The organism is Streptomyces aculeolatus, from assembly GCF_020400605.1.
In the GTDB taxonomy this organism is placed as follows: Bacteria; Actinomycetota; Actinomycetes; order Streptomycetales; family Streptomycetaceae; genus Streptomyces; species Streptomyces aculeolatus.
In genome coordinates, this window is sequence record NZ_JAINRD010000022.1 from 78,400 (window position 1) to 103,840 (window position 25,441).

At 75.5% G+C, this 25,441-nt stretch carries 19 protein-coding genes and 2 pseudogenes; 12 read left to right on the forward strand and 9 right to left on the reverse strand.

The annotated features are described in order from the left end of the window. Positions 1-27: 27 nt before the first annotated feature. Both LG396_RS29555 and LG396_RS29560 read right to left on the reverse strand, forming a co-directional pair. Positions 28-1,626, reverse strand: a complete 1,599-nt coding sequence (locus LG396_RS29555) for an FAD-dependent oxidoreductase (RefSeq protein WP_100301605.1) — start codon at positions 1,624-1,626, stop codon at positions 28-30. A 60-nt stretch (positions 1,627-1,686) separates the two neighbouring features. Continuing rightward, a complete protein-coding gene (locus tag LG396_RS29560) occupies positions 1,687-2,709 on the reverse strand; it encodes a LacI family DNA-binding transcriptional regulator (RefSeq protein ID WP_225797119.1) in 1,023 nt (340 codons plus the stop codon). 223 nt (positions 2,710-2,932) lie between these two features. Here LG396_RS29560 and LG396_RS29565 point away from each other — a divergent pair, with 223 nt between their 5' ends. Next, a complete protein-coding gene (locus LG396_RS29565) occupies positions 2,933-4,180 on the forward strand; it encodes a hypothetical protein (protein WP_225797120.1) in 1,248 nt (415 codons plus the stop codon). Here LG396_RS29565 and LG396_RS29570 read toward each other — a convergent pair. Beyond that, positions 4,136-5,236 (reverse strand): BP39L family lectin, encoded by a 1,101-nt coding sequence (locus LG396_RS29570; protein ID WP_225797121.1) that lies wholly within the window; start codon positions 5,234-5,236, stop codon positions 4,136-4,138. The genes LG396_RS29565 and LG396_RS29570 overlap by 45 nt on opposite strands. Before the next feature lie 357 nt (positions 5,237-5,593). On the opposite strand from LG396_RS29570, the gene LG396_RS29575 reads away from it, so the two are divergent. Further along, complete coding sequence (locus tag LG396_RS29575; protein WP_225797122.1) at positions 5,594-7,225, forward strand: FAD-binding oxidoreductase; 1,632 nt, start codon at positions 5,594-5,596, stop codon at positions 7,223-7,225. 42 nt (positions 7,226-7,267) lie between these two features. Here LG396_RS29575 and LG396_RS29580 read toward each other — a convergent pair whose 3' ends face one another. Then, on the reverse strand, positions 7,268-8,368 hold the full coding sequence (locus LG396_RS29580) for a coiled-coil domain-containing protein (protein WP_225797123.1): 1,101 nt from the start codon (positions 8,366-8,368) through the stop codon (positions 7,268-7,270). 210 nt (positions 8,369-8,578) lie between these two features. Further along, positions 8,579-10,480, reverse strand: coding sequence for a discoidin domain-containing protein (locus tag LG396_RS29585; RefSeq protein WP_225797124.1), 1,902 nt, complete (start codon positions 10,478-10,480; stop codon positions 8,579-8,581). Positions 10,481-10,667: 187 nt separating this feature from the next. Here LG396_RS29585 and LG396_RS29590 point away from each other — a divergent pair, with 187 nt between their 5' ends. Beyond that, positions 10,668-11,720 carry a LacI family DNA-binding transcriptional regulator gene (locus tag LG396_RS29590; RefSeq protein WP_027743151.1) on the forward strand — a complete coding sequence of 351 codons (1,053 nt, stop codon included), beginning with the start codon at positions 10,668-10,670 and terminating at the stop codon, positions 11,718-11,720. A 76-nt stretch (positions 11,721-11,796) separates the two neighbouring features. On the opposite strand, the gene LG396_RS29595 is transcribed toward LG396_RS29590, so the two are convergent. Next, entirely contained in the window at positions 11,797-13,602 is a 1,806-nt protein-coding gene (locus LG396_RS29595) for a pectate lyase-like domain-containing protein (RefSeq protein ID WP_100301613.1), read from the reverse strand. Between the two features lie 490 nt (positions 13,603-14,092). Between LG396_RS29595 and LG396_RS29600 the strand changes: the two are divergent. The 7 genes and pseudogenes from LG396_RS29600 to LG396_RS29630 form a co-directional block, all read left to right on the forward strand. Continuing rightward, a pseudogene (locus LG396_RS29600) lies at positions 14,093-14,380 on the forward strand (discoidin domain-containing protein); the annotation flags it as partial. 48 nt (positions 14,381-14,428) lie between these two features. Next, positions 14,429-15,226 (forward strand): annotated as a pseudogene (locus LG396_RS29605) (DUF1996 domain-containing protein); the annotation flags it as partial. Positions 15,227-15,299: 73 nt separating this feature from the next. Continuing rightward, complete coding sequence (locus LG396_RS29610; RefSeq protein WP_225797125.1) at positions 15,300-15,917, forward strand: DUF305 domain-containing protein; 618 nt, start codon at positions 15,300-15,302, stop codon at positions 15,915-15,917. Between the two features lie 72 nt (positions 15,918-15,989). Then, on the forward strand, positions 15,990-16,205 hold the full coding sequence (locus LG396_RS29615; RefSeq protein ID WP_018837254.1) for a hypothetical protein: 216 nt from the start codon (positions 15,990-15,992) through the stop codon (positions 16,203-16,205). After that, entirely contained in the window at positions 16,202-16,663 is a 462-nt protein-coding gene (locus tag LG396_RS29620; protein ID WP_225797126.1) for a Clp protease N-terminal domain-containing protein, read from the forward strand. The genes LG396_RS29615 and LG396_RS29620 overlap by 4 nt, the downstream gene beginning before the upstream one ends. After that, on the forward strand, positions 16,660-17,544 hold the full coding sequence (locus LG396_RS29625; protein WP_225797127.1) for an ABC transporter ATP-binding protein: 885 nt from the start codon (positions 16,660-16,662) through the stop codon (positions 17,542-17,544). Before LG396_RS29620 ends, LG396_RS29625 begins: the two co-directional genes overlap by 4 nt. Then, positions 17,541-18,380: an ABC transporter permease gene (locus LG396_RS29630; protein WP_225797128.1), complete on the forward strand. Its 840-nt coding sequence runs from the start codon at positions 17,541-17,543 to the stop codon at positions 18,378-18,380. Before LG396_RS29625 ends, LG396_RS29630 begins: the two co-directional genes overlap by 4 nt. A gap of 68 nt (positions 18,381-18,448) precedes the next feature. Here LG396_RS29630 and sigJ read toward each other — a convergent pair whose 3' ends face one another. After that, a complete protein-coding gene (gene sigJ / locus LG396_RS29635; RefSeq protein ID WP_225797129.1) occupies positions 18,449-19,387 on the reverse strand; it encodes an RNA polymerase sigma factor SigJ in 939 nt (312 codons plus the stop codon). Positions 19,388-19,574: 187 nt separating this feature from the next. Between sigJ and LG396_RS29640 the strand changes: the two genes are divergently transcribed. Further along, on the forward strand, positions 19,575-20,228 hold the full coding sequence (locus LG396_RS29640) for a flavodoxin family protein (RefSeq protein WP_225797130.1): 654 nt from the start codon (positions 19,575-19,577) through the stop codon (positions 20,226-20,228). A gap of 66 nt (positions 20,229-20,294) precedes the next feature. Here LG396_RS29640 and LG396_RS29645 read toward each other — a convergent pair whose 3' ends face one another. Both LG396_RS29645 and LG396_RS29650 read right to left on the reverse strand, forming a co-directional pair. Beyond that, positions 20,295-22,175, reverse strand: coding sequence for an ABC transporter ATP-binding protein (locus LG396_RS29645; protein WP_225797131.1), 1,881 nt, complete (start codon positions 22,173-22,175; stop codon positions 20,295-20,297). Beyond that, entirely contained in the window at positions 22,172-23,869 is a 1,698-nt protein-coding gene (locus LG396_RS29650) for an ABC transporter transmembrane domain-containing protein (RefSeq protein ID WP_225797132.1), read from the reverse strand. The genes LG396_RS29645 and LG396_RS29650 overlap by 4 nt, the downstream gene beginning before the upstream one ends. Before the next feature lie 257 nt (positions 23,870-24,126). On the opposite strand from LG396_RS29650, the gene LG396_RS29655 reads away from it, so the two are divergent. Beyond that, positions 24,127-25,347: an FAD-dependent monooxygenase gene (locus tag LG396_RS29655; protein ID WP_225797133.1), complete on the forward strand. Its 1,221-nt coding sequence runs from the start codon at positions 24,127-24,129 to the stop codon at positions 25,345-25,347. Positions 25,348-25,441: the final 94 nt, after the last annotated feature.

A 25,441-nucleotide genomic window follows, 5' to 3' on the forward strand; every position in this document is an offset into this window, starting at 1 on the left:
GTGTCGGGTCGGTCGGCGACCGTTCGGTCAGTAACCGCTGATGTCGGGCCAGCGCAGCTCGACGCCGTGGGCGGTCAGGGTGCGCTGGAAGTCCTGGAGCAGGCGGGGGGTGTTGCGTACGGCGCGGGGGGTGAGGCCGTGCTCGACGCAGTGGGCCGCGAGCAGTCCGGCGGCCTCGCCGATGTTCCACTCGACGGGGTGCAGCCGGTAGCAGCCGTTGGTGATGTGGGTGGTGCCGATGTTCTTGCCGGCGGGCAGCAGGTTCTCCGTACGCAGCGGGAGCAGCGCGCCGAGCGGGATCTCGAAGGGGCTGGACGGCACGTCGATGTAGGTGTCGCGGCCGGTGGAGGGGTGCAGGTCGATGCGGTACATGCCGATGCCCGCCGAGTCGGCGTAGCGCACCGCGCCCTTGCCGCCGCGCGCGTCGAGCGACAGGTCCTGCTCCACGACGGTGTACTCGGCCCGGATGCGCCGCGACTCGCGGATGTACGGGGCCATCGCCAGCCCGTCCGCGCCGCCGCCGGTCACGTCGCCGCGCAGCCGCAGTCCGGGGAAGCCGGTGCCGCCGTCGGGGCGCGGGGCCTCGGTCTGCATCCAGTACAGCAGCGACAGGGACAGCCCGCGGGCCTCCGCCAGCCGCGCCGCGGCGTCGGGCACGTCGACGACCGGGGCCTCGAAGTAGTCGATCATCGGCCAGTTGACGAGCGTGACGTCGCTGGCGTACGCGCCGGGCGCGAACTGGTCGCGGGCGGCGATCCGGCGGAACGTCCACAGGTTGGTGTCCCCGCCGCTGCGCCGCTGGTCGGCGACGACCGCGAGCGGGTCGTCGCCCGGGTTCGGGGTGAACTCGCGCTCGACCAGCTCCAGCGTCCGCGGGTGCGGGGCCCGCCAGGACAGCAGCGGTGCGCCCCAGAACTCCGGCTCGTAGTCGCGCCAGAAGCCGTAGGAGTCGGGCCGGTCGATGGTGTGGTCGCCGTCGACGTGGTCGACGGCGAAGCAGTACGACACCGCCTGCATGTTGAGCGGCTGCGCCTCGTCGGGGGCGCTGGGCTCGCCGGTCTCCGCGCCGGACTCGAAGCCCGTGACGTACTCGGTGCCGGTCAGCGGCAGCAGCTCGCCGGTCTCGGTGGCGTCCAGCACGTACGGCGCGGTGAGCACCAGCGGCTCGCCGCCGCCGGGGCGCTCCACCGTCACGGAGGTCACGCGGTCGCCGTCCGTCTCCGCGGCCACCGGGCGGTAGGGCTGCAGCACGGTCAGCCGGCCGGCGCCGCGGTACGGGGCCAGCAGCGCCTCGATCACCGCGACCGCCACCCGCGGCTCGTGGCAGAGCCGGCTGACGTGCCCGGCGCCGGGGTTGAGGTCCGGCTTGGCGCGGGCGGCGGCCGTCAGCGGGTAGTGGCGGCGGTAGTAGTCGCGGATGCCGTCGCGCAGCGCCCGGTAGGAGGCGGTGGCGCCGAACTGCTCGATCCAGGTGTGCTCGTCGGGAGGCACGGCCTGGCTGGTGAGCTGGCCGCCCAGCCAGTCGTACTCCTCGGTGAGGATCACCGAGCGGCCGGCGCGCAGCGCGCCGAGCGCGGCGGCGACGCCTCCGGTACCGCCGCCGACGACGAGGACGTCCGCGTGCATGTGACTCCTTGGGGTGCTGGGTCGGAGTGGGGCAGGGGTGGGGCCGGGCAGGGGGCCCGGTCAGCGGGCGGGGGCGGCGAGCGTGACGCCCTCGACGAGCCGGCAGTCCAGCAGCCGGCGGGTGTGCTCCGCCCGGCCGTGCAGCATGCCGGTGAGCAGGTCGACGGCCTGCCGGCCCATCTCGGTGCGGCGCAGCCGGAAGCCGGTGAAGTCCACCGGCGGGTCCACCGGCGCGGTGGGGTCGCCCAGCGCCAGCATCGACAGATCACGAGGTACGTCCAGGCCGCGGGCCGCCGCCGCCTCGTACAGCCCGACGGCGTCGTGCAGGAACTCCACGAACACCGCCGTCACCCCCGCCTCGAGCAGCTCCTCCAGCTGCTCGGCGGCCGGCTCGCCGCCCGCCCCCAGGTGCGGCGCGCCGGGGCCGGCCGCCTGCCGGAAGCCGGTGAGCCGGTCGGTGGACGACTCCGCCCCCGCGCCGGGCCCGGCGAACGCCAGCCGCCGGTGCCCCAGCGCCCGCACCCGCTCCACGAGCCGGGCGGTGGCCGAGACGTAGTCGGCGCCGATGTACGGCACGGACCCGCCGTCCGCGTCGTCGCGGCGGCCCACGCAGACGAAGGGGTAGCGCTCGGCGACCAGCCGGCTCAGCTCCTCGTGCGGGATCTCGCGGCCGAGGAGGACGCAGCCGTCCGCCACCCGCAGCCGGTTGTTCTCGTGGAAGATGCGCCGCCGGCCGGCGGTCACCGGCGCGGAGGTGAACAGCAGCAGGTCGCAGCCGCTGCGCTCGGCGCTCTCCTCGATGCCGCGCAGGAAGGGGTGGTAGAAGTCGGCGCTGGTGCTGGGGAAGACGGGCTCGTAGGTGAAGACCCCCAGGATCTGGTTGAGCTGCTTGGTCAGCCGGCGGGCCATGGGGTCGGCCGCGTAGCCCGTCTCGCGGATCACCCGCAGCACCCGGTCGCGGGTCTCGGGGGCGATCCGGGCGGCGTCGGGGCGGTCGTTGAGCACGAGTGAGACCGTGGTCTGGCTGACGCCGGCGAGCCGGGCTATGTCGCGCTGGGTGAGCCTGCCGGGGGCTTCTGGCATGGGAACTCTGGCCCTCACAGTGGGTAGCTAATGCGTATTGCCTGACTGCTGTGCGAGGAACCTAGGACCGGTCGCGGAAGGCCGTCAAGGGGTGTTGCGGCAGCGGTAATGCGAATTAGCAGATTACCGGGGAGGGTTGGCGCCCCGATTGCACCAAGTTCTTCCTGTACGCGGTGGAATGCGTGCCGCCGGGCCGCCGCGGCGGCCGGATAGCATCGACGACATGCCGGCACCCGCACCCGACGGGCCCGCGCCCGACGCCACCGTCATCCGCTACGGCCGCCCCCGGCTCGTCGGCGCCGTCGCCCGGCTCGTCCTGCTCACCGCCGCCGCGGTCGCGCTGCTGCTGCTGTCGGCGCAGGTGCCCGACGGCTGGATCCTCGTCGCCCTCGGCGTCCTCGGCCTGGTCCTCGGACCCGCCACGGCCGTGCGCGGGCTGCGCGAGCGCAGGTGGCGCACCGCGTTCGACGCCACCGGCTTCTGGCTGCTCAATGGCAAGGGCGCCGCGGTGGTGCGCTGGGACTCGCTGGAGGCCGTCGGGGTCTACTGGAGCCAGGGCGAGGAGGGCGCGGCCCACGCCACCCTGGAGCTGTGCCCGGCGCAGGAGATCACCTGGCCGGACCCGGTGCTCCAGCAGATCGTCCGCAAGGCGGAGCCCGTTGAGCCCGGCCGCCCCCGGATGCGCTACCGCCTCGACATCACCGCCGGCCGCCGCGCCCACGAGGAGGCCGCCGAGCGCTGGGCGCCGGCGCACCTGTGGTTCGGCCCCGTCCGCCAGGAACCCGGCTACGCCGGGAAGCCGCCGCTGCTCTTCGCCGCCGTCGACGCCCCCGACTCCGTGGTCGCGTTCCGCGGCCGCGGGCACTTCCGCGCCGGGCTGCTGATCCTGCTGGGGATCGCCCTCGTCGCGGCGGGCGTCGTGCACCTGCTGCTGCCGGCCGGGCGCGACGGCGCGCTCGACACCGTACGCACCGGGGCCGCCGCCCTGCTCGCCGCGGCCGCCGCCGCGCTGCTCGTCCGCCTCTTCGGCCGCATCCTGCCCAAGCGCAGGCGGGTCGTGACCGTGGCCGCCGCGGGCGTGCTCTGCAACCACGGCGACGGCTCGCCGCCCGCGCTCATCCCGTGGGAGACGCTCGCCGCCGTCGGCATCCACCGCTACGGGACCGAGTGGACGCTGGAGCTGTGCCCCCGCGAGGAGGTCGACCGCGACGACCCCGCCCTGTGGCTCTTCGTCCGCGACGAGCAGCCGCACCGCCCCGGACTGCCCCGGCTGCGCTACCGCTTCGACATCCATCCGGCCGAGGCCCGGCACGCCGTGGCCGCCGCGTGCCGGCGCCGGGTGCCGCGGCTCTGGTACGGCGGCCACGGCCACCACGGCGACGCGGGCGCGCCCGACCGCAAGGGCCACCGGCGCAGGCTACGGGCCTCACGCGAAGGGCACGGGCCCGCGGTGGGCCAGCGCGACGGCTGACCCGCCCGCCGCCGACCCGGGCGCCGCGATCTCCACCGGCTCGTGCCAACTCCCGTCCCGCCGCGTCCACATGGCCCGCACCGCGCCGTCCGCACCGGCGAACACCGCCTCCAGCCGGTCCGCCGCCCTGAGGGTGAGGCCGATCGCCGTGCCCGGCGCGCACGTGCCCGGCGGGGCGGCGGCCACCGGCCCGCGCCAGCCCGGCTCGCCGGCCGCGGACAGCGCCAGCACCGAGCCGTCGGCGCCGGCGACCACCGCGTCCAGCCGCTCCGCGGACTTGCCGTACGCGAGCGCCACCGGCGAGCCCGGTGCGCAGCCGCCCGCGGGCGCGACGGCCCCGGCCGCGGTCCACGGCCCGCCGCCGTCGGCGCGCAGCACCCGCACCGAGCCGTCGGCTCCGGTGAACAGGGCGGTCAGCCGGCCCGCGTCCTCCTGGGACGCGAGCGCCACCGCCGTGCCCGGCGCACAGGTGCCGGGCGGGGCGAGGACGACGGGCCCGTGCCACGGGTGGTCGACGTCCGCCCACAGCGCCTGTACGGACCCGTCCCCGGCGGCGTACACCGCCTCCAGCCGCTCGGCCGGCCCGCGGCGGCCCAGCCCGACCGGCGCGCCCGGCACGCACGTCCCGGGCGGGGTGAGGGCCGCGGGCCCGTTCCACCGCCCGTCGTCCCCCGACCACAGCGTCAGCACCGCGCCGTCGGCTCCGGTGCACAGCACGTCCAACTGGTCCCTGGTCCGCTGGTGCGCGAGCGTGACCGCGGCGCCCGGCGTACAGGTCCCGGTCGGCGCGGCGGCCACGGAGCCGTGCCAGCCGCAGCCCGGCACGTACCGCATGACCTGAATCGACCCGTCGGCGCCCGTGTACGCGGCGTCCAGGCGGCCGGCGGAGGGTCCGTGGGCCAGCCCGACCGGCGCGCCGGGCCGGCAGCTTCCCGCGGGCGTGACGACGGCGGGGCCGCGCCACGGACCGCCGTCCGCGGCGACGACGGAACGCACCGTTCCGTCGGGGCCGGTGAAGAGCGCACGCGCCTCGGCGAGGGCGTCGGACTGCGGCATCGTGGCCTCCGGATCAGAAGCCGCCGGCTCCGTTGGGAGCGCGACGACCAGGGGCGGACCGGACCACGTGTCGACGGCAATCGTGCCGCACGGCGGTGCGTCCGGAAACGCGGAACCGCTGTCGTGTCGGAAGTGCGTCACGTCGTCCCTTCAGCCGGCACGGAGCGGGCACCGCGTTGTGCCCTTGTTGGTAACACCCTGCACGTCGGCCGTCGATCGTCGATTGAGGCTATGTGGAGCCGCCGCCTCCCGGCCGCTGTCAAGACCACGGAAACGCCTGAAGGGGTGATCACGTGGGGGGAATTCAGGCCATCATGGGGCCGGATTCGGCCCCGAGCCGCAGGGAAGGAGGGGCGTATGACGCGATCCTGGTGGGGCTGGGGCAACGTCGAGGACGCGGTCCGGGGCCCCGAACTCGCCGCGCTCCTCGACCGGGTGCGGCTGCTGTCGGCCGCCGAGCCGGAGGACCACCCGCCGCCGCCCGCCGCCTCCCTCGCCCTGCGCCCGCCCCGGGCGAAGCCGCCGGCCTCGCTGGCCGGCCTCTGCTCCGCGGACCCCGCCGACCGCGCCGCGCACACCCACGGCAAGGCGTTCCGCGACGTCGTACGCAACCTGCACGGCGACCTGCGCCACCCGCCGGACCTCGTCGCCCGCCCGCGCGACGAACGCGACGTCGCCGACCTGCTGGACTGGTGCACCGGCGCCGGCGTCGCCGCCATCCCCTACGGCGGGGGCAGTTCGGTGGTCGGCGGCGTCGAGCCGCGCCTGGCGGACGGGCGCCCGGCGGTCACCCTCGACCTGGAGCGGCTGGACGCGGTGCCGGAGGTCGACGCGACGAGCCGCGCGGCCCGTATCCAGGCGGGCGTGTACGGGCCGCGGCTGGCGGCGCAACTGCGGCCGCACGGGCTGGCGTTGCGGCACTTCCCGCAGTCCTTCGAGTTCTCCACGCTCGGCGGCTGGCTGGCCACCCGCGCCGGCGGCCACTACGCCACCCTGTACACCCACATCGACGATCTGGTGGAGTCCCTGCGGGTGGTCTCGCCGGCCGGCACCGGGGAGTCCCGGCGGCTGCCCGGCTCGGGCGCGGGCCCGTCGCCGGACCGGCTGTTCCTCGGCAGCGAAGGCGCGCTCGGGGTGATCACGGAGGCGTGGCTGCGGGTGCAGGTGCGCCCGCGGTGGCGGGCGCGGGCGTCGGTGCGCTTCGGGGAGTTCGCCGCGGCGGTGGCGGCCACCCGGGCGGTCGCGCAGAGCGGGCTGCACCCCGCGGCCTGCCGGCTGCTCGACCCGGCGGAGGCGCTGGTCAACACAGGGGTGAGCGTCGGCGGGGGAGTGCTGGTGCTGGGCTTCGAGTCGGCGGACCACCCGGTCGGCGACCGGCTCGCGCGGGCGCTGGAGCTGTGCCGCGACCACGGCGGCGCCCCGGACGCACCGGAGGAGCGGGACGGGGGCGCGGGCGGCAGCGAGGGCGGGGACGCGGCCGACGGCGGTGCCGGTGGCGGCAGTGGTGCCGGGGCGGCCTGGCGGTCGGCGTTCCTGCGGATGCCGTACCAGCGCGACGCGCTCGCCCGCCACTCCATGATCGCCGAGACCTTCGAGACGGCGTGCACCTGGGACGCCTTCGACGCGCTGCACCACGCCGTGACCGACGCCGCGCACCGCGCCGTCCGCGCGGCCACCGGGGCCACGGGCGTGGTCACCTGCCGCTTCACGCACGTCTACCCCGACGGCCCCGCGCCGTACTTCGGTGTCATCGCGCCCGGCCGCTGGGGCAGCACCGTCGCGCAGTGGGACGACATCAAGGCCGCTGTCTCGGAGGCGATCGCGGCGCACGGCGGCACGATCACGCACCACCACGCGGTGGGCCGCGACCACCGGCCGTGGTACGACCGGCAGCGCCCCGCCCCCTTCGCCGCGGCGCTCGCCGCCGCGAAGTCGGCGCTCGACCCGGCCGGCATCCTCAACCCCGGGGTGCTCGTCCCCGAGCGGTGACGCGCGCGGGGCCGGCCGCCGGCCGGCCCCGCGGCGGGGGCGCTACTGCCCGGGCTGCCGGTCGCCGGGCTGCTGCGCGGGCTGCGGCGGCACCGGCGGCGGCCGGTGCTGCGGCTGCTGGGGCACGGCCGGCCGGGGCGGGGCCGCCTGGGGCGCCTGCTGCTGGTCCTGCCGCACCTGCCGGTCCGCCTGCTGTACCTGCTGCTGCGGCTCCTGGCCCTGCCGGTCCTGTGCCTGCTGCGGCTGCCGGTCCTGCGGCTGCCCGTGCCTGCGCCGGGCCGGGTCCGCGATGGCGACCACCGACTGCTGCGCCTCGGCCAGCCGCGTACGGGCCTCCTCGATGCGCCTGGCGTAGCGTTCCTGCTCCACCGCGGCCCGGATCTCGATCCGCTCCGCCGCCTGCCAGGCCCGGTCGCGCAGGTCCGCCGCCTCCAGCTCCGCCTCGCGCAGCAGCCCGGTCGCGTACTTCGCGTTGCCGTCGCGCCGCCGCAGGTACTCCGAGCGCACGGCCTCCGCCTGCCGCTCGGCCGCGCCCAGCGCGTCCTCCAGCTCCTGCAGCCGCGCCCCGGCCTCGCCGTCGAGCTTCCCCTCGCGCTCGGCCTGCGCCGCCTGCTGCGCGCCGATGTGCGCGGCGGCCTCCAGCGTCACCTGCTGCGCGCGCTGGCGGGCCTCCTCGCGGGTGCCGTCCGCGTGCCGCTGCGCCTCCGCGACGATCTGCCCCGCCGTCTCGTGCGCCTGCTTGATCCGCTGCCGGGCCCGCTGCTCGGCGTCGGCCCGTATGCGCTCGGCGAGCCGCTCCGACTCCTTGCCGCGCTCCGTCGTGGCGGCGCGGGCGGCCTCCTTCAGCTCCCGGCACTCCTCCGCGGCCCGGGCGAGCACCCGGTCCGCCTCGGCCTTGGCGTCCAGAAAGAGCTTGCGGGCGGTCTCGCCGAGCGACTCGTACGTCTGCGGGCCCAGCGCGGCGGCCTGTTCGAGGAGCTGCGCCAGATGCCGCCCGCTCGCCTCCACCCGCGCTTCCAGGTCTCTGGCATGGCGTACGGCGGCCTCCCGCTCGGCGAGCAGGTCGCCGACGACGCGGTCGACCTGCTGCGGCGAGTAGCCGCGGCTCCTGGTGGCCATCATGAAATCGCCGGGTTGCATCATCTCGCCCATCGTGCCCTGTCGTCTCGGCTACGCACTTCACCCCATGATGCTGCATCCGCGACCCCGGACCGGTGGCCGGTCCCCCGGGGCCGCAGGCGGGTAGCGTGGCGTCGCCGGCGCGCGGGCGCAAGTCCCGTGGCAGAGACGGGTGGCGGCGGCCCCCGGGCGCCGTCGGGCACCCGGGGGCCGCCGCCGTCCCCCTCGGGCAGGTCAGCTCTTCTGTTCGACCCTCACCCAGTCGATCTCGGCCTGGACGCCGCCGCGCGCGATCTTGTCGACGCTGGTCTGCGGCAGCCCCCAGTAGGGCTCGGTCACCTTGTTCCAGCCCGCGGGGTAGGCGCCGCCGAGGGCCAGGTTGAGGATGACGTACTGGTGGTGGTCGAAGACCCACTGCCCGCGGGTGGACTCCAGCTTGTTGCGGGTCGTCTCCTGCACCAGCCGGTCGTCGACGTAGAACCGCATCGCCGCCGGCGTCCACTCCACCGCGTAGTCGTGCCACTGGTCCGCCCGGCCGCCGCCCGGGAACGTCTGGCTGGCGCCGATGTTGCCGCCGCCCGAGTAACCGGGGCCGTGCAGGCCGGAGCTGGTCCAGTCCGGGTAGCCGATGTTCTCCAGGATGTCGGTTTCGCCGGAGTTGGGCCAGGAGACGTCGGGGTTGTCCACGTCACTGCCGAGCAGCCAGAACGCGGGCCAGAAGCCCTCGCCGTCCGGTACCCGGATCCGGGCGCTCACCTTGCCGTAGGTGAAGTCGTGCTTGGTGTAGGTGTCGATCCGCCCGGAGGTGAAGTCGTACGTGCCGCCCCCTGCCTGCGTGCAGCCCTTGCAGTACCTGGCCTCCAGCTCCAGGACGCCGTTCTCGGTGCGGATGTTGTCCGGGCTGTCGGCGTACGCCTGCGCCTCGCCGTTGACCGAGCCCATCTCCTGGCCGGTGCGCACCACCCGCCACTTCGACCGGTCGAGTCCGGCACCGGTGAAGTCGTCGAAGAACGTCGTCCGGTACGTCCCGCCCTGCTCGCCCGGCAGCGCCGGGTAGGCGGCCCGGTCGCTGCCGCCGGTGCCCCAGACCTGCACCTCGTAGAGCGAATAGCCGAACTGGGCGGTCTGCGGCGCCGGGTTGTAGAAGGAGCGGCGCTCCTTGCCCAGGATGCGGACGTAGCGGCCGGTGGCGGGGGAGCCGAGGGTGATCGTGTCGTGGATGCCGGCGGCCTCGCCCGGGGGCTTGACGTCCGCGCGGCGCTGCCCGACCTCCTGGGCGGAGGGGCGGTGGACGGTGCGCCAGTTCCGGTTGTCGTCCGAGACCTGGACCTCGTAGTCGACGGCGTAGGCGGCCTCCCAGTACAGGTCCAGGCCCTGGATGGTGGAGGCGGCGCCGAGGTCGACGGCGAGCCAGCGGTTCTGGTGCCAGTCGCTGGCCCAGCGGGTGCTGTCGCCGCGCAGGTCCGCCGGCCAGCCGCCGTCGGTGGCGAAGGACGGGGCGTTGCCGGCGTGCTGGTAGCGGTCGGCGTAGACGGGGTGGTTGAGCGCGAGGTTGGCGCGCTGGGCGGCGGCGGGGGCGGGCTCGCCGCCGAAGACCTGGAAGCTGTCGAGCCGGTAGGCGCCGGCGGCGCGCTCGATGCCGCGGACGCGGACGTAGCGGCCGGTGACCTCCTGGGGGTAGGTGTGCGCGGTGACGGCGCCGGCGGCACCGGCGGTCTCGGTGTAGAACGGCCGCCAGTCCGTGCCGTCGGCGGAGACCTCCACGGCGTACCGCCTGCCGAACGCCGTGTCGTCCCAGTCGAGTACGGCGCGGTGGACGCGGATCGAGGCGCCGAGGTCGACGGCGATCCAGGCGGCGTCGGCCGCGTCGCTGGTCCAGCCGGTGCCGCCGTTGCCGTCGAACGCGGCGCCGGGGCTGCCGCCGGTGGTGCCGGAGGCCGTGACGGCGGCGGGGTCGGCCGCGTACGCCGCGGCGGCGCGATCGGTGTCCCAGGCCGCCGCGGCGGCGGTGCCCGGCCCGTCCGGCACGGCGGCGTGACCGGCGCCGGCGGGGCCGGCGAAGCCGCTGAGCAGCGCGAGGGCGACGGCAGGCGCCAGGACGGCGAGGAAGGTGCGTCTGCGGGTGGGGGAGTGCATCGTGGCTCTCCTCAGGTGGGGGCTGCGTTGCCTGGCATGGTGCTGCGGGTTCACGAGCCGGAGAGAGCGCTCTCTCGACGGTGAGGATGGCGGGCCGCCGAAGGCCCGTCAAGAGGGCTGCCCGCGTGCGATGGCAGAATGGGGGAGCGCTCTCCGGCCTCCTTCCGCCGGACGGTATAAAGGCTGCATGGCAACAGAAGCTCGGCGGCCCGGCCGTCCCGCCACCCTGGAGGACGTGGCCCGGGTGGCGGGCGTGTCCCGGGCGACGGCCTCCCGGGTCATCAACGGCTCGCCCACCGTCGACGCCGCGCTGCGCCGCAAGGTGGAGGAGGCGATCACCGCCACCAGCTACGCGCCGAACCGGGCCGCCCGCTCCCTGGTCACCCGGCGCACCGACTCCGTGGCGCTGGTGGTCTCCGAGCGCGAACAGCGGCAGCTCGCCACGCCGTTCATCGGCCGGATGTTCACCGACCCGCACTTCGGCCGCGTCGTCAGCGGGCTGCTCCAGGTGCTGCGCCCGGCCGGCATGCAGACCGTGCTGATGGTCGCCGACGACGAGGCGTCGCGCCGGCAGGTGCTCACGTACCTGCGGCAGGGCCACGTCGACGGCGTCGTCCTCATCTCCTCGGACCCGAACGACCCGCTGCCCAGGATGCTTTCGGAGACGGCGCTGCCCACGGTGCTGGCGGGCCGCCCGGGGCGCTCGGCGGTGCTGCCGTACGTCGAGGTGGACCAGCGCGCCGGCGCGCAGCTCGCCGCGGAGCGCCTGGTGGCCCAGGGGCGCCGGCTGATCGGCACGGTGGCGGGGCCGCAGGACATGCCGGCCGCGCAGGAGCGGCTGGAGGGTTTCCGCGGCGCGCTCGCCGCCCTCGGGGTGACCGGACTCCCGTGGGCGGAGGGCGACTTCACCCGTGCCGGCGGCGCCGAGGCGATGCGCCGGCTCCTCGCGGACCACCCCGGCCTCGACGGGGTGTTCGTCGCCTCGGACCTGATGGCCCTGGGCGCGGTGCCGGTGCTGCTCCGCGCCGGGCGCCGGGTGCCCGAGGACGTGGGCGTGGTCGGGTTCGACGACAGCGAGGCGGCCGAGGCGTCGGAACCGGCCCTGACGACGGTGCGGCAGCCGGTGGAGGACATGGCCTGCGAGATGGCGCGGCTGCTGCTCCGCCAGATCAGGGAGCCCGGCGCCGCGCCCCCCTCGGTGGTCTTCCGCCCCACCCTGGTCGTACGCGACTCCTCCTGACCCGGGCCGTGGGCCCCCGCCCCGCCCCCGGTGTCCGCAGGACCGGGGGCGGGGCTTGCGCACCCGCCGGTGCGGCTCAGGGGTAGGCGACGACCTTGGAGGGGACCGTCGACGTACCCGAGGTCGGATCGCCGTGGTCGTTGATGACGTGGGCGTACTGCCCCTGCCCGCCGAGCGAGACCACCATGATGTTGTGGAACTTGATCCCGGAGCCCGTCGGCGTGGCGAAGCCGTGCTCCTGCACGATGTCCGGGGCGACGTTGTAGTAGCAGTAGCTGCCCATGCCCCAGCCCTCGTGCTCGGTGACGTCGTCGGCGACCTTGTACGCGGCGTAGCCCCGCAGGTCGCCGTTCTGGATGGCGGCCTGGTTCGGGGCGTCGTACGCCTTCTCGTTCTGGAAGAAGATCGTCCGGCCCCGCTCGCCGTTCCACTGCACGTCGTACTTGTTGAAGTGCTCCACGAAGAACCCGGTCGCCAGCACGTCGTCGCCGTTGACGACGACGCCGTAGTCGCACCGGTTGGTCTCCCAGCCGACGCCGTCGCCGTGGTCCGCGCGCCACACCCAGGTGTGGTCGACGACCACGTGCCGGCTGTTGATCACCATGCTGGTGGTCGCCTTGCCCGGGCCCGCGCCGCCGATGCGGATGAACACGTCCTGCAGCGTCGTCGGGTTGCTGTCGTGGGCCGCCGACGAGCCCTCGGGGCCCACCTGGAGCAGCACGTCGGAGTTCTGCGGCCCGGCGTCCAGCAGGAAGCCGGCGAGGCGTACCCCGTCGACGTCGGCGACGGTCATGGCGGAGACGCCGCCGTCCGGGATGATCGTGGGGTAGCCGATGCCGAGGACCACGGTGTTCGCCCGGTCGATCTCGATCGGCGCGTCGACGTGGTAGATCCCCGGGGTGAGCAGCAGGTGCTTGCCCTCCTGCAGCGCGGCGTTGATGCCGGCGGCGGTGGCGCCCTCCTTGACGATGTGGAAGTCGGACAGCGGCAGCGACTCGCCCTGCGGGCTGCCGCCGCCCCAGGTGGTGCCGCGGGCGTTGCGCCGCAGCGCGGGGAGGAAGACGCGGTAGTCCGCGCCGTCGAGGTAGAGGAACGGCTTCTCGCGGGAGACCGGCGTGGTGTCCAGGGTGGTGTACGGCGGCTCGGGGAAGGACTGCGCCGGGGCGCCCTCGACGCCGGAGAAGACCATGTTCCACACGGCGTTGAGCCAGCCGCCGATGCTGCTGTCGCGGGTGTACCACTGCTGCTGGGAGTACGGCTGCACGGTGCCGTCGATGCGGCTGTCGGCGATGTAGCCGCCGCTGGCCCAGCCGTAGCCGTCGGGCGCGAGGTTGAGGTTGCCGCGTACGTGCATGCGGCGGAACGGCGCGGCCTGGGAGACGGCGAAGCGGTTGGTGCCGTTGACGGGGCTGAGTGAGAGGTTCTCGGCCGAACGCCAGAAGTTCTGGGTCGCGTTGCCCTGGAACCAGCCGGCGTCCACGGTCACGTCCCCGTTGAAGTGCGTGTCGTCGGGGGACAGCCCGAGGCCGATGATCGAGGTGTAGAAGCCGAGCTGGGCGTTGAGGCCGTTGTACGTGCCGGGCTTGAAGAGCAGCGCGTAGCGGCCGGTGCCGAACTGCGCCGACTCCTGCTGGCGGAAGATCTGGTCCAGCCGGCCCTGGATGTCGGGGGAGGACGGGTCGAAGAAGATCACGTTGGGGCCGAGGTCCGGGTCGGCGAGCGGCCGGGCCGCGGACCGCTGCGGCGCCGCGGTCGCCTGGGTGATCGCCAGGCCCGTGGCCGGCACCGCGGCGGCCGCCGCGGCGGCGGCCAGCAGGGTGCGGCGCGACGGGCCTGATCTTGCGGACGGCGCGGGCGATTCTCCGGTGGGGGGTACGCGCATCGGTAACACTCCTGAGTCGTCGGCTCTGGTGCGGGTGGCACCCGGTGGGGCGGATGGTGCGCTGGTCGGCTCTTCGATCAGGCTTCAAGGAATGAATGATTGAGTGAAAGAGAGCGCTCTCTCACGCTGGAGTTGGTTTACGCCCATGGGCACGCGCCGTCAAGGGGGTGCGCACGCACCTGTGGCGGCGAAGGGGCCGTAAGTCCCGTTTTCTGGCGGTTGGTTGACGCCGACGGCCACGGAAGTCGCCGCGGCGGCACGGCTGTTGGTACGTCCGCGGTGAGTTCAAGGGGTGTGAGGACGACAGGGTCTGCGGCGAGCCTTGACAGCCGCCCGGCCGCGCTTCTACTTTCCCGGTTGGAGCGCTCTCTCAGTGTGTCGGAATCCGATCACCTCTTGAAGGAGAGTCGTGTCCTCATCCCCCCACGGCCAGGCGTACGCCGCCCGGCCCGGACGGCGGCCCCTGGCCTTAGCCGTCTTCGTGGTCCTGGTGCTGTTCGCCACGCTGATCCTCGACCGCGCCCAGGGCGCGGAGCCCGGCGGCCCGCAGCCGCTGGCGAGCGCGCAGGACTCCACCCGCGCCGACCTCGGCGGCCTCACCGAGGTCGACGCGGTCACCCTCGACTGGAGCGGCGACCCGGTCGACGACTTCCAGCTCCAGACCTCCGCCGACGGCGAGCGGTGGGTCACGGTCCGCCGGATCACCGGCGCCGCCGGCGGCGAGCAGACGTACGACGTCTCCGGCATCGGCCGCCATCTGCGGGTCCTGGCGACCGACCGGGCCCGGCAGCAGGACCTCCGGCTCGCCGGTCTCGACGTCTTCGGCCGCGCCGCCGACCGGGCCGCGCCCGCCGCGGCGGCGGACGTCGTCCGCGTCGCGGAGTTCCTCGCCGAGTGCCCGTACAGCCACCGCAAGCCCGACGACCCGATCGTGCTGCCCGGCATGCCGGGCGCCTCGCACATGCACAGCTTCTTCGGCAACGACTCCACCGACGCCCACTCCGACCTGACCAGCCTGCAAGGCGGCCGGACGACCTGCGACCCGGTCTCCGACCTGTCCTCGTACTGGGTGCCGACGCTGTACGACGGCACCCGCGAGGTCGAGCCCACCGGCACCACCTTCTACTACCTCGGCGAAGGCGTGCGCGACGACGTCATCGCCAACATCCAGCCGTTCCCGCGGGGCCTGCGCGTCATCGCGGGCTACTCCAAGGCGACCGGCCCCGACGACAACTCCAGCGCCCGCTGGTCCTGCCTGCACCACGGCGAGGTGCCGCCGGGTAAGGAGTTCGTCGACTGCCCGGACGGCTCGATGCTGGAGTCGTACCTCGACTTCCCGCAGTGCTGGAACGGCGTCGACCTGGACTCCGCCGACCACAAGAGCCACATGGCCTTCCCGGTCGGCGGCCAGTGCCCCTCGACCCACCCGGTGCCGGTGCCGAAGCTGCGCCAGGTGCTGCGCTATCCGGTGAACAGCCCGCCGGAGCAACTCTCGCTGGCCTCCGGCCGCGGCTACACGATGCACGGCGACTTCTTCAACGTGTGGCCCGAGGACGAGTTGGCCCAGCGCGTACGCGACTGCATCAACGTCATCGTCAAGTGCGGTGCCGACGGCACTCCCTGAGGAAACACCTCCCGTCCCCGGGGGCGGCTCCCCTCCCGAGCCGCCCCCGGGCCCTCCTCCCGAAGGGCACCCGATGAAAGCGCGCCCGCCCGCCGCCTCCCGGCTCGCCGCCCTCCTGCTCACCGCCGCCCTCCTCGGCCCGCTGACCGGCTGCGCTGGCAACGGGGAGCCGGCCGCCGACCGCGGGCCGGCCGCCTCCGCCGCGAGCACGCCGGCCGGCTCCCCGGCAGCCTCCGCGGCCGGCTTCAGCCCCGTCGACACCGGCTGGGTGCAACTCGTGCTGCCCATGACCGAGCAGGCGCTGCCGCTCCTCGAACTCGCGCCGTCCCGCGGGGCCGACCCGAAGCTCGCCGCATGGGCCGCGGACGTCGCGGCCGGCCACCGCGCGGACGTCGCGGAACTGCGCCGGCTGCGCGACCGCATGGGCCTGCCGGACACCAACGTGCACGAGGGCCACGCCATGCCCGGCATGGTCACGGCCGCGCACATGGCGCGGGCGCGGCAGGCCGAGGGCGCCGCCTTCGACCGGCTGCTGCTGCGCCTGGTACGCGACCACCTCCGGCAGTCCGAGAAGATCAGCGACTCCGAGCGGCGCAACGGCAGGGGTGCGCCGGCCCGCGACCTGGCCGCCGCGCTCGCCGCCGACCGCGCGGACGCCCTGCACACGGCTCCGGGCCTACCCGGCAGTTGAGCAGCACCGGGACGCGCCTGCGGTAAGCAACCGGGGTTGACTAAACCTCGTTAGTCAACTTAGGTTGCTTGCATGGCAGACGACGATCCGGCGGACGCCCTGGCGGCGGTCGCCGCCCTGCGCCGCCTCGCCGACCGGCTGGAGGACTCCGCCGTGGAGCAGGCGATGCGCACGGGCTGGAGCTGGCCGCAGGTCGCCGAGGCGCTCGGCGTCACCCGCCAGGCGGTGCACAAGAAGCACGCCAAGCGGCTCATCGCCGCCGGCGTGACGCTGAGGAGGCGGGGATGAGCGCGTTCGACAGGTACCTGCACGCGGTGCTGCTGGCCGCCGAGGCCGAGGCCCGCGAGGACGGCTCCGCGGCGATGGAGGCGCGGCACGCGCTGCTCGCCGTCGCCGCCCAGGACGGCACCGAGCCGCAGCGCGTCCTGGCCGCCGCCGGGCTCGGCCGGGCGGAGCTGAAGGCCGCGCTGGACCGGGAGTTCGCGCACAGCCTCGGCGCCGCGGGGGTCGCGCCCGGTGCGTTCGACCTGCGTGCCACCCCCGACCCCGGCCGCCGCCCGCCCTTCGGTGCGTCGCTCAGGCTCGCCCTGGACCGCATGGCCGGCGCCCACCGCAAGAGGGACCTCACCCCGCTCCACCTGCTGGACGCCCTGCTGCAGGCCGAGGTCGGCACCGTGCCCCGCGCGCTCGGCCTCGCCGGCGTCGACAGGGCCGCCCTCGCCGCGCGGGTACGGGAGGCGCTGTGAGCCCCGACGCGGCAGTCGCCGTCGCGGGCCTGCGCATGCGCTACGGCGCCGCGGACGTCCTCCACGGCGTGGACCTGCGCGTACGGCACGGTGAGACGGTCGCGCTCCTCGGCCCCAACGGGGCCGGCAAGACCACCACGATCGAGATACTCGAGGGCTTCCGGGCCCGCTCCGCCGGCGAGGTCGCCGTCCTCGGCGCCGACCCCGGGCACGGCGACGAGCACTGGCGCGCCCGCGTCGGCGTCGTGCTGCAGTCCTGGCGCGACCACGGCAAGTGGCGGGTCCGCGAACTGCTCGCCCACCTCGCCTCGTACTACGCCTGCCTCGGCCGCACCCCCTGGGATCCCGGCGAACTCGCCGACGCCGTCGGCCTCGGCGACCGGGGCGGGCAGAAGATCCGTACGCTCTCCGGCGGCCAGCGCCGCCGCCTCGACGTCGCCATCGGCATCGTCGGCCGCCCCGACCTGCTCTTCCTCGACGAGCCGACGACCGGCTTCGACCCCGAGGCGCGGCGCGGCTTCCACCGCCTCGTGCGGGACCTCGCCGCCGCGGGCACCACCGTCCTGGTCACCACCCACGACCTGCACGAGGCCGAGCGGCTCGCCGACCGCATCGTCATCCTCGACGCGGGCCGCGTCATCGCCGACGGCACCCCCGCGGAGCTGGCCCGCCGGATCGCCGGCGCCGACCGCGTCCGCTGGCGCCACCGCGGCCGGCCCCGCGTCCACGCCACCGACGACTCCACCGCCTTCGTCCGCGGCCTCTTCGAGCGCCACGGCGCGGACATCGCCGAACTGGAGGTCCACCGGGCGTCGCTGGAGCAGACCTACCTCGCCCTCGTACACGCGGCGGAGGCGGCGGCCGAAGGCGGCGGCCGGTGAACGCCTGCGTGCTGCGCGCCGGGCTGCGGCGCGGCGCGATCGAGCTGCGCCAGTCCTTCACCAACGGCGCCGAGCTGTTCAGCCACCTGTTCTGGCCGCTGCTCATGCTGGGCGTCCTGTGGTTCCTGCGCGGGCGCGAGTTCGGCTCCACCGGCTTCATGCTCGGCGCCCTGACCCTCCCCGGCATCCTCGGCATGAACGTGTCCTTCGGCATGGTCACCATGAGCCAACTGCTCACCGCGGAACGGGAGGACGGCACCCTGCTGCGCGCCAAGGCCACCCCGAACGGCACGGGCGGCTACCTCGTCGGCAAGGTCGTCTCCGTCGCCGGCGGCCTGCTCGCCGACCTCGCGCTCTTCCTCGTCCCCGCGCTGCTCCTCGTCGACGGGCTGCACCTCGACGCCGGCGCCTGGGTCCACCTGGCAGGGATCGTGGCGCTCGGGATGGTGGCGACGCTGCCCGTCGGGGCCGTGCTGGGCTCGGTGTTCGGCGACGCCCGCGCGCAGGGCCTGATCCAGCTCCCGGTGCTCGCGCTGATCGGGATCTCCGGCATCTTCTACCCGGTCACCGCGCTGCCGGAGTGGCTGCAGTGGACCGCGCAGGTCTTCCCGCTCTACTGGCTCGGGCTCGGCATGCGCGCCGCGATGCTGCCCGACGCGGCGGTGGCGGTGGAGATCGGCGACTCCTGGCGGCAGGCGGAGGCGGTCGGCGTGCTGGGCGCATGGGCGGTGGCGGGGCTCGCGGTGGCACCGGTGGTGCTGCGCCGCACGGCGCGCCGGGAGTCCGGCTCGAAGGTGGCGGCCCGCCGCGAACGGGCCCTGCAGCGGGTGGTGTGAGCACGGGTGCGGGCCCGCCCCCCGGCCGTGCGGGCCCGTACCCGGCTCCGGACCTGCCCCCGCGCCGCTCAGGCCGCCGTCCAGGCGCGCAGCTTCTCCGGGTTGCGCATCGCCCAGATGTGCGTGATCCCGCCGTCCGCCACGTCGAAGGCGAGCACTGTCGCCGTGACCCCGTCCACCTGTGCCACCAGGCCGAGTTGCCCGTTGACCGTACGCTCCAGCAGCTCGATCCCGGGCTGCAGGTCCCGGATCGCCGTGAACGCCCGCACGATCTCCTCGCGCCCCACGATCGGCTGCAGCACCGCCGGTACGACGCCGCCGCTGTCCGGCGTGGACGTCGCGCCGGGGTCCAGCAGATCGACCAGGGCGCCGATGTCCTTCGCCGCCCAGGCCCGCCGGAACTCCCGTACCAGCGCGTCGTGGTGCTCCGCCGCCGTGGGCCGGCGCGCCGTGCGGACCCGGCGGCGCGCCGACGTCGCCAGCTGCCGGCACGCCGCGGGCGACCGGCCGACGATCTCGGCCACCTCGGGGAACGGGTAGCGGAACACGTCGTGCAGCACGAACGCCACCCGCTCCGCGGGGGTCATCGACTCCAGCACCACGAGGAACGCCATGTGCACCGATTCGTCCATCGTCACCCGGTCCGCCGGATCCGCCGCGTCCGCCTCCGCCCCGCCCACCCGGCCGCCGACCAGCCCCGTGCGGTCCGGCAGCGGCTCCGGCAGCCACTCGCCCACGTACCGCTCCCGCCGCGCCCGCGCCGAGCCGAGCAGGTCCAGGCAGATGCGGCCGGCGACCTTCGTCAGCCAGCCGCCGGGGGAGGCGACGGCGGCCCGCCGCTCCGCGGACATCGCGTACCAGCGGGCGTACGTCTCCTGCACCACGTCCTCGGCATCGGCCAGGGAGCCGAGCAGCCGGTAGGCGAGGTTGGTCAGCCGCCGCCGCTCGCTCGCGACCCCGGGCCCCGGGTCGAGGCGGCCGGACTGCGACGCGGACGATGTGGTCATGGTGCCGGTGCTCCCTAGGTCGCGTGATGCCTCTCCCTCCGTATGACGAAACGGCGCGCCGGAATGTGAGCCCGGGAGCGTCACACGTGCGGCGGCCGGCTCGTCTTGGTCACAGGGGTCGCGCGCGGGAGGCGCATGGCCCATCGTGAACCATCGCCGAGCCGGACCGCACAAGGAGAGGCCCACCATGGAATCCGAGACCCCCGTCAGGGCGGCCGTCATCTACTACAGCGCAGGCGGAACCGTGCACACCCTCGCCCTCGCCGCCGCCGAGGGCGCGGAGAAGGCGGGCGCGGAGGTCCGCCTGCGCCGGGTGCCGGAGACAGCGCAGCACAGCGGGCAGCACGCGGCGCAGCACGCAGGGCAGGACACGGGGCAGGACACGGTGGGGGGCGCCGCGGCGGAGGTGAGACCCGGCTCGCCCCTGAGCCGCGTGGCGACCGCCGACGTGCCCGAGGCCGCCGTCGGCGACCTGGACTGGGCCGACGTGGTGCTGTTCGGCACCCCCACGCGGCTCGGGACCATGTCCGCCCCGGTGAAGGAGTTCATCGAGACCACCGGCCCGCTGGGGTCCGCCGGCGGCCTCGCGGACAAGGTGTACTCGGCCTTCACGTCCTCCGGCACCGCCCGCGGCGCCTCGGGCGCCGGCCTGCTGGCGCTGGTCAACGTCTTCTGCCACTGGGGCGGCGTCATCGTGCCGCCCGGCTGCCCCGACCCCGCCGCGGACGCCGCCGAGGACGGCGCGGCGGGCGACGTGGCGCTGGAGGCCGTGCGGTACCAGGCATGGCGCGCCGTGACGACCGCCGCCGCGCTCGCCGCCCACCGCACGCACCCCCTCTGACCGCCGCGGCGGTACGGGCCAGGGGCCGGCCCGTACCCGCACCGACGGCGTGAGCCGCCCGCGCCGCTACGCCTCCGGCCGCCCGGCGCCGTCCGCGTCCTGCCGCGCGTCCGCCGCGCGCCCCGCGGACCACGCCCGCCACAGCGCGGCGTACGGCCCGTCCGCGGCGCGCAGTTCGTCGTGCGTGCCGCTCTCCGCCACCCGGCCCTCAGCCATCACCACGACCCGGTCGGCCGCCGCGGCCTGGCTCAGCCGGTGCGCGACGACCAGCGCCGTACGCCCTTCGAGCGCGCGCTCCGCCGCCTCCTCCAGCCGCCGGGCGCCCAGGCTGCCCGCCTCCGCGGTGGCCTCGTCGAGCACCGCGACCGGCGGGTCGGCCAGCACCAGCCGGGCCAGCGCGAGCTGCTGGGCCCGGTCGGCCGTCAGCCGGTGACCGCCCTCGCCCACCACCGTGTCCAGCCCTTCCGGCAGCGCCTCGGCCCAGCCCAGCGCGCCCACCCGGGCCAGCGCCTCGCGCAGCTCCTCGTCCGCGGCACCGGGCCGGGCCAGCCGCAGGTCGTCGGCGAGCCGGCCGGCGAAGACGTGCACCTCCTGGGTGACCAGCCCGACCGTGCGGCCCGACTCGTCCGGCGCCGCGCCGCCCACCTCGATGCGGCCGGCGGCGGGGGAGTGGATGCCGGCGAGCAGCTTGGCGAGCGTGCTCTTGCCCGCCCCGCTCGCGCCCACCAGCGCCACCTTCTCCTTCGGCCGCAGCTCCAGGTCCACGTCGTGCAGCACCGGCCGGCCCGGCTCGTACGCGTGGGACACCCCGCGGACGGACACCCCGACCGCGGGCCGCGGCCCCTGCTCCCCGGTGGCCGGCCGCCCGGCGCCCGTCTGCTCCCGCGCGTCCACGACGCCGACCAGCCGCGCCAGCCCCGCCGTCGCCGCCTGGGCGTCGTCGAGGAGCACCAGCGCCACGTTCACCGGGCCGAACAGCGAGTGGAAGTAGAGCGCGGCGGCCGTCGCCGTGCCGATCGACGCGGAGCCGTCGCGGACCAGCAGGTAGCCCGCCACGAGCACCGCGGACAGCCCGAGGTACTCCGCCACGTGCAGCCGGTTGTAGAAGCCCATCAGCAGCCGCACCCCGCGCAGCCGCAGGTCCACCGCGGCGCGCGAGCGCGCGTCGACGCGCCCGGCGTGCAGCGCCTCCAGCCGGTGCGCGCGCACGGTGGCCGCGCCGCTGACGGTGTCGAGGAGCTGCTGCTGCTGCGAGCCGGTGGCGATGCGCTCGCGGGCGTAGAGCGGCACCGCGCGGCGTACGTACCAGCGGGCCGTGTACGCCTGCACGGGCACCGCGAGCAGTGCGGCGAGCAGGAAGCGCCAGTCGAGGACGGCCAGCGCGCCGAGCGTGAGCACGATGGCCAGTACCGAGGACGCCAGTTGGGGAAGCGCGCCGCGGACCGCCTCGGCGACGCGGGAGACGTCCCGGGTGACGCGGGCGGTCAGGTCGCCGGAGCCGGCCTTCTCCAGCCGGTCGAGCGGCAGGCGCAGCGCCCGCTCGACGAACCGCTCGCGCATCTCGGCGAGCAGGGTCTCGCCGAGCCTGGAGACCATCGTCCTGCCGATCGCGGTCAGCACGCCCTGGCCGGCGGCCACGGCGACGAGCAGCACCACGGGCAGCGTGAGCGCGCCGGCGTCGCGCCGGTCGGTGACCAGGTCGACGATGTGCCCCAGCAGCGGCGGGGTGAGCAGCCCGACGGCGGTGGCCGCGGCCATCATCGCGAACGCGGTCCAGGCCAGGGCCCGGCGCGGGCGCAGCAGTTCGCGCACGGCGGCGCGGGTGCGGGCCGGGGTGGCGGTGGGGAGCAGTTCGCGGGCGTCGTCGCCGCGCGCGTCCTTTGGCCCGCCTCCTGCTTCCGGCGTGCCTTCGGGTGTGCCGTCGTACGGGCCGTCTGCCGCGGTCATGCGAGCACCGCCGTCCGGTAGGCCGCCTCGTCGCGTACGAGATCGGCGTGCGGGCCCTCGGCGGCGACCCGGCCGGCGTCGACGAACACGACCCGGTCGGCGACGGCGAGCAGGGCCGGGCTGTTGGTGACCAGCAGGGTGGTCCTGCCCGCGCGGTAGTCGCGCAGGCCCTCGGCCATCCGGGCCTCGGTGACGACGTCCACGGCGGTGGTCGGGTCGTGGACGACGAGCACGGGCCGCCCGGCGTGCAGCGCCCGGGCCAGGGCGACGCGCTGGCGCTGGCCGCCGGAGAGCGCGCGACCGGCCTCGCCGACCTCGGATGCGGCGCCGCGGGGCAGGGCGCGGGCCACCTCGTCGGCCGCCGCGGCGGCCATCGCGGGCCCGGTGCCGGGCCCGGGCGGCTCGGGCCCGGCCGCCACGTTCCCGGCCACCGTCCCCGCGAAGAGGTCCGCGTCGTGCGCCGCCACCAGCACGGCCGTCCGCAGCTCCGCCGGGTCGAGGCCCGTCAGCGGTACCCCGTCCAGCTCCACCACACCCGCCTCGGGGTCCTCGACCCGGCCCAGGCAGCGCAGCAGCGCCTCCGCCGCGGCCGGTTCCGTGGTCGCGACGCCGACCAGCTCCCCGGGCGCGACCGCCATGTCCACCTCCGTGAGCGCCCCGAGCCCCACGCCGCGCAGCCGCAGTCCGCCGCGTACCGGCTCCGCGAGCCGGCGGTCGCCGGGGACGACGGCCGGCTCGGCGGCCAGCACCTCCGCGACCCGTGCCGCCGACGCCCGCGCCTGGGCGAACTCGGCGTTGACGTAGGCGAACACCTGCAGCGGCGTCAGCAGGAACTGAGCGAGCCCGACCGCCGCGACGAGCTCCCCGAGCGTGATGTCACCGCTCAGCGCGAGCCGCCCGCCGACCAGCGCCACCAGCGCGATGAAGCCGCCGGTGAGCGCGAGGACGACGCCGTTCTGCCAGCCCTCGGCGCGCGCGGCGCGCAGCGTGGCGGCCAGCGAGTCGCGGCTGGTGGCCCGGTAGCGCTCGACGGCGGCGTCGCGCGCGCCGATGCCCTTGAGCACCCGCAGCCCGGCTATCAGGTCGGCGGCGACGCCGGAGGCGTTGGCGGCCTGCTCCTGCTCGGCCGCGCTGCGGTGCTCCAGCGGCTTGCTCAGCAGGTGCCCCAGCCAGAGCAGCACGGGCGTGCCGACCAGCACGAGCAGTCCCAGCGGCACGGAGATGAGCAGCAGCGCGGCCGCGCTGACCGCCGCGCCGGCCAGCCCCGAGACGCCGACCGTCACCACCATGACGATGTAGCCGACGCGCTTGGCGTCGTCGGTGGCGATGTTCGCCACCGCGCCCGGCAGCCGGCCCCGCTCGGCCCCGCCGCGCGGGTCGAGCACCCGCCCCACCAGCTCCAGCCGGACCTGGTGCGCGGCCAGTTCCGCGGCCCGCTCGGACGCCTTGACCCCGAGCCGGAAGCTCAGCGCGAGCACGACGTAGACCGCGACGAGCACGAGGAGCCAGCGGACCAGTGCGGCCGCGTCGTCCCCGGCGACCGCGTCGTCGATGACCACGCCGATGAGCACCGGGACCAGCGCCTCACCGAGCTGGTGCCCGACCGCCAGCACCGACCCGATCGCGACACCGCGCCGCTGCCCCGCGATCGCACGTCTCAGCACGTCCCGTCCCGACGGTCCCTGCGCAGCCACCCGCCACCCCACTCCTTCGTCCACCTGTCCGATCAAACAAGTAAGGCTAGCCTAAGTACTTGCCCGGCGGCCTTGATCCGGGGGGTGCGCGAGGGGCCCGCCGGTCCCGACTTGGCTGCGCAGAGGGGCGGTTGGGGCTCCGCCGATCACTTGACGCGGTGATCGCGTTGGGGAAGGTTGTGCTCCGGAAGGTGCGGGAGAGCCGGCCGGGCGCGGAGCGCCACGGGGCCGGCCGGAGGAGCAGAGGGGAGACCGTGGTGGACGAGGACTCCGTCGCCGTGGTGGGCGGGAGCATCGCGGGGTGCGCCACGGCGCAGGCGGTGGCGCGGGCAGGTGCGGGGCGGGTCACCGTCTTCGAGCGGGCCGGCGGCGAGCTGCGCGACCGGGGCGTGGGCATCGGCCTGCACGACGCGCGGTTCGCGGAGCTGGAGGCCGCGGGCTACGTGGACTCGGCGATGCCGTGGTCCGGCCTGAACCGCCGGGTGTGGACGATCCGCGACGGAGACGCCGAGCTGGGCCACGGGTTCGCCGAGCAGCACTTCCCGTTCCGCTCGTACAACTGGGGCTCGCTGTGGCACGAGTTGCGCAGCCGGGTGCCCGAGTCGGTCACGTACCACACGGGCGCGGCCGTGACAGCCGTCGAGCAGGACGCGGACGGTGTCTCGCTCAAGCTCGCCGACGGCCGCCAGGAGCGCTTCGACGCCGTGATCGGCGCCGACGGCTACCGCTCGGTGGTCCGCGAGGCGATGTTCCCCGGGCTCGCCCCCGACTACGCCGGCTACCTCGGCTGGCGCGGCACCTCCGCGCCCGTCGCCGGCGACCCGGAGACGGACGGCGCCGAGGCGCGCGTGGTCGTCTTCCCCGGCGGCCACTGCATGATGTACCTCATCCCCGCCGCCGGCGGCGGCTTCCGGATGAACTGGGTGCTCTACGCCGTCCCGCCGGACGACCCCGACCTCCTGCTCGACCTGCGCACCCCGACCTCGCTGCCCCCGGGCCGCGTCGCGGCGAAGCTCACGGCGTACCTGCGCGAGCTGGTCGCCGAGCACTTCCCGCCGTACTGGGGCCGCTGCGTGCTGCGTACCGCGCCGGAGGACTCCTTCATCCAGCCGATCTACGACCTCCAGGTGCCGCGGCTCGCCGTGGGCCGGCTGCTGCTCGCGGGCGACGCCGCCACCGTCGTACGGCCGCACACCGGCGGCGGCAGCGTCAAGGCACTGCAGGACGCCACGGCGCTGGAGGCCGCCTGCCGCGCCGGTGACGGCTGGCCGGAGATAGCCGCCGCGTACGACGAGGACCGCACCGCCGTCGGCGCCGCCATGGTCGCCCTCGGCCGCCGGCTGGGCCGCGCCCAGGTCGAACAGACCCCGGACTGGCAGAAGATGGGGCAGCCGGAGTTCGACGCCTGGTGGCAGGAGCAGAACCAGGGCCCGGACCGCAGCAGCGGCTTCGGCGGCCACGCGCTCAAGCGCGCCTGAAGCGCGGGGTCTTGACGGGGGCGGGTTCCGAACTGCCCGCCCATCTCTGAAATTTCAGACGGAACCTGATCGAATCGGATTGTGAGAGGTAGAG

What these genes read in the sequence shown, in the direction of transcription:
- LG396_RS29555 (WP_100301605.1), bottom strand. Translation starts at nt 1,626, where the DNA reads ATGCACGCGGACGTCCTCGTCGTCGGCGGCGGTACCGGAGGCGTCGCC.
- LG396_RS29560 (WP_225797119.1), bottom strand. Translation starts at nt 2,709, where the DNA reads ATGCCAGAAGCCCCCGGCAGGCTCACCCAGCGCGACATAGCCCGGCTC.
- LG396_RS29565 (WP_225797120.1), top strand. Translation starts at nt 2,933, where the DNA reads ATGCCGGCACCCGCACCCGACGGGCCCGCGCCCGACGCCACCGTCATC.
- LG396_RS29570 (WP_225797121.1), bottom strand. Translation starts at nt 5,236, where the DNA reads ATGCCGCAGTCCGACGCCCTCGCCGAGGCGCGTGCGCTCTTCACCGGC.
- LG396_RS29575 (WP_225797122.1), top strand. Translation starts at nt 5,594, where the DNA reads ATGACGCGATCCTGGTGGGGCTGGGGCAACGTCGAGGACGCGGTCCGG.
- LG396_RS29580 (WP_225797123.1), bottom strand. Translation starts at nt 8,368, where the DNA reads ATGATGCAACCCGGCGATTTCATGATGGCCACCAGGAGCCGCGGCTAC.
- LG396_RS29585 (WP_225797124.1), bottom strand. Translation starts at nt 10,480, where the DNA reads ATGCACTCCCCCACCCGCAGACGCACCTTCCTCGCCGTCCTGGCGCCT.
- LG396_RS29590 (WP_027743151.1), top strand. Translation starts at nt 10,668, where the DNA reads ATGGCAACAGAAGCTCGGCGGCCCGGCCGTCCCGCCACCCTGGAGGAC.
- LG396_RS29595 (WP_100301613.1), bottom strand. Translation starts at nt 13,602, where the DNA reads ATGCGCGTACCCCCCACCGGAGAATCGCCCGCGCCGTCCGCAAGATCA.
- LG396_RS29610 (WP_225797125.1), top strand. Translation starts at nt 15,300, where the DNA reads ATGAAAGCGCGCCCGCCCGCCGCCTCCCGGCTCGCCGCCCTCCTGCTC.
- LG396_RS29615 (WP_018837254.1), top strand. Translation starts at nt 15,990, where the DNA reads ATGGCAGACGACGATCCGGCGGACGCCCTGGCGGCGGTCGCCGCCCTG.
- LG396_RS29620 (WP_225797126.1), top strand. Translation starts at nt 16,202, where the DNA reads ATGAGCGCGTTCGACAGGTACCTGCACGCGGTGCTGCTGGCCGCCGAG.
- sigJ (WP_225797129.1), bottom strand. Translation starts at nt 19,387, where the DNA reads ATGACCACATCGTCCGCGTCGCAGTCCGGCCGCCTCGACCCGGGGCCC.
- LG396_RS29640 (WP_225797130.1), top strand. Translation starts at nt 19,575, where the DNA reads ATGGAATCCGAGACCCCCGTCAGGGCGGCCGTCATCTACTACAGCGCA.
- LG396_RS29645 (WP_225797131.1), bottom strand. Translation starts at nt 22,175, where the DNA reads ATGACCGCGGCAGACGGCCCGTACGACGGCACACCCGAAGGCACGCCG.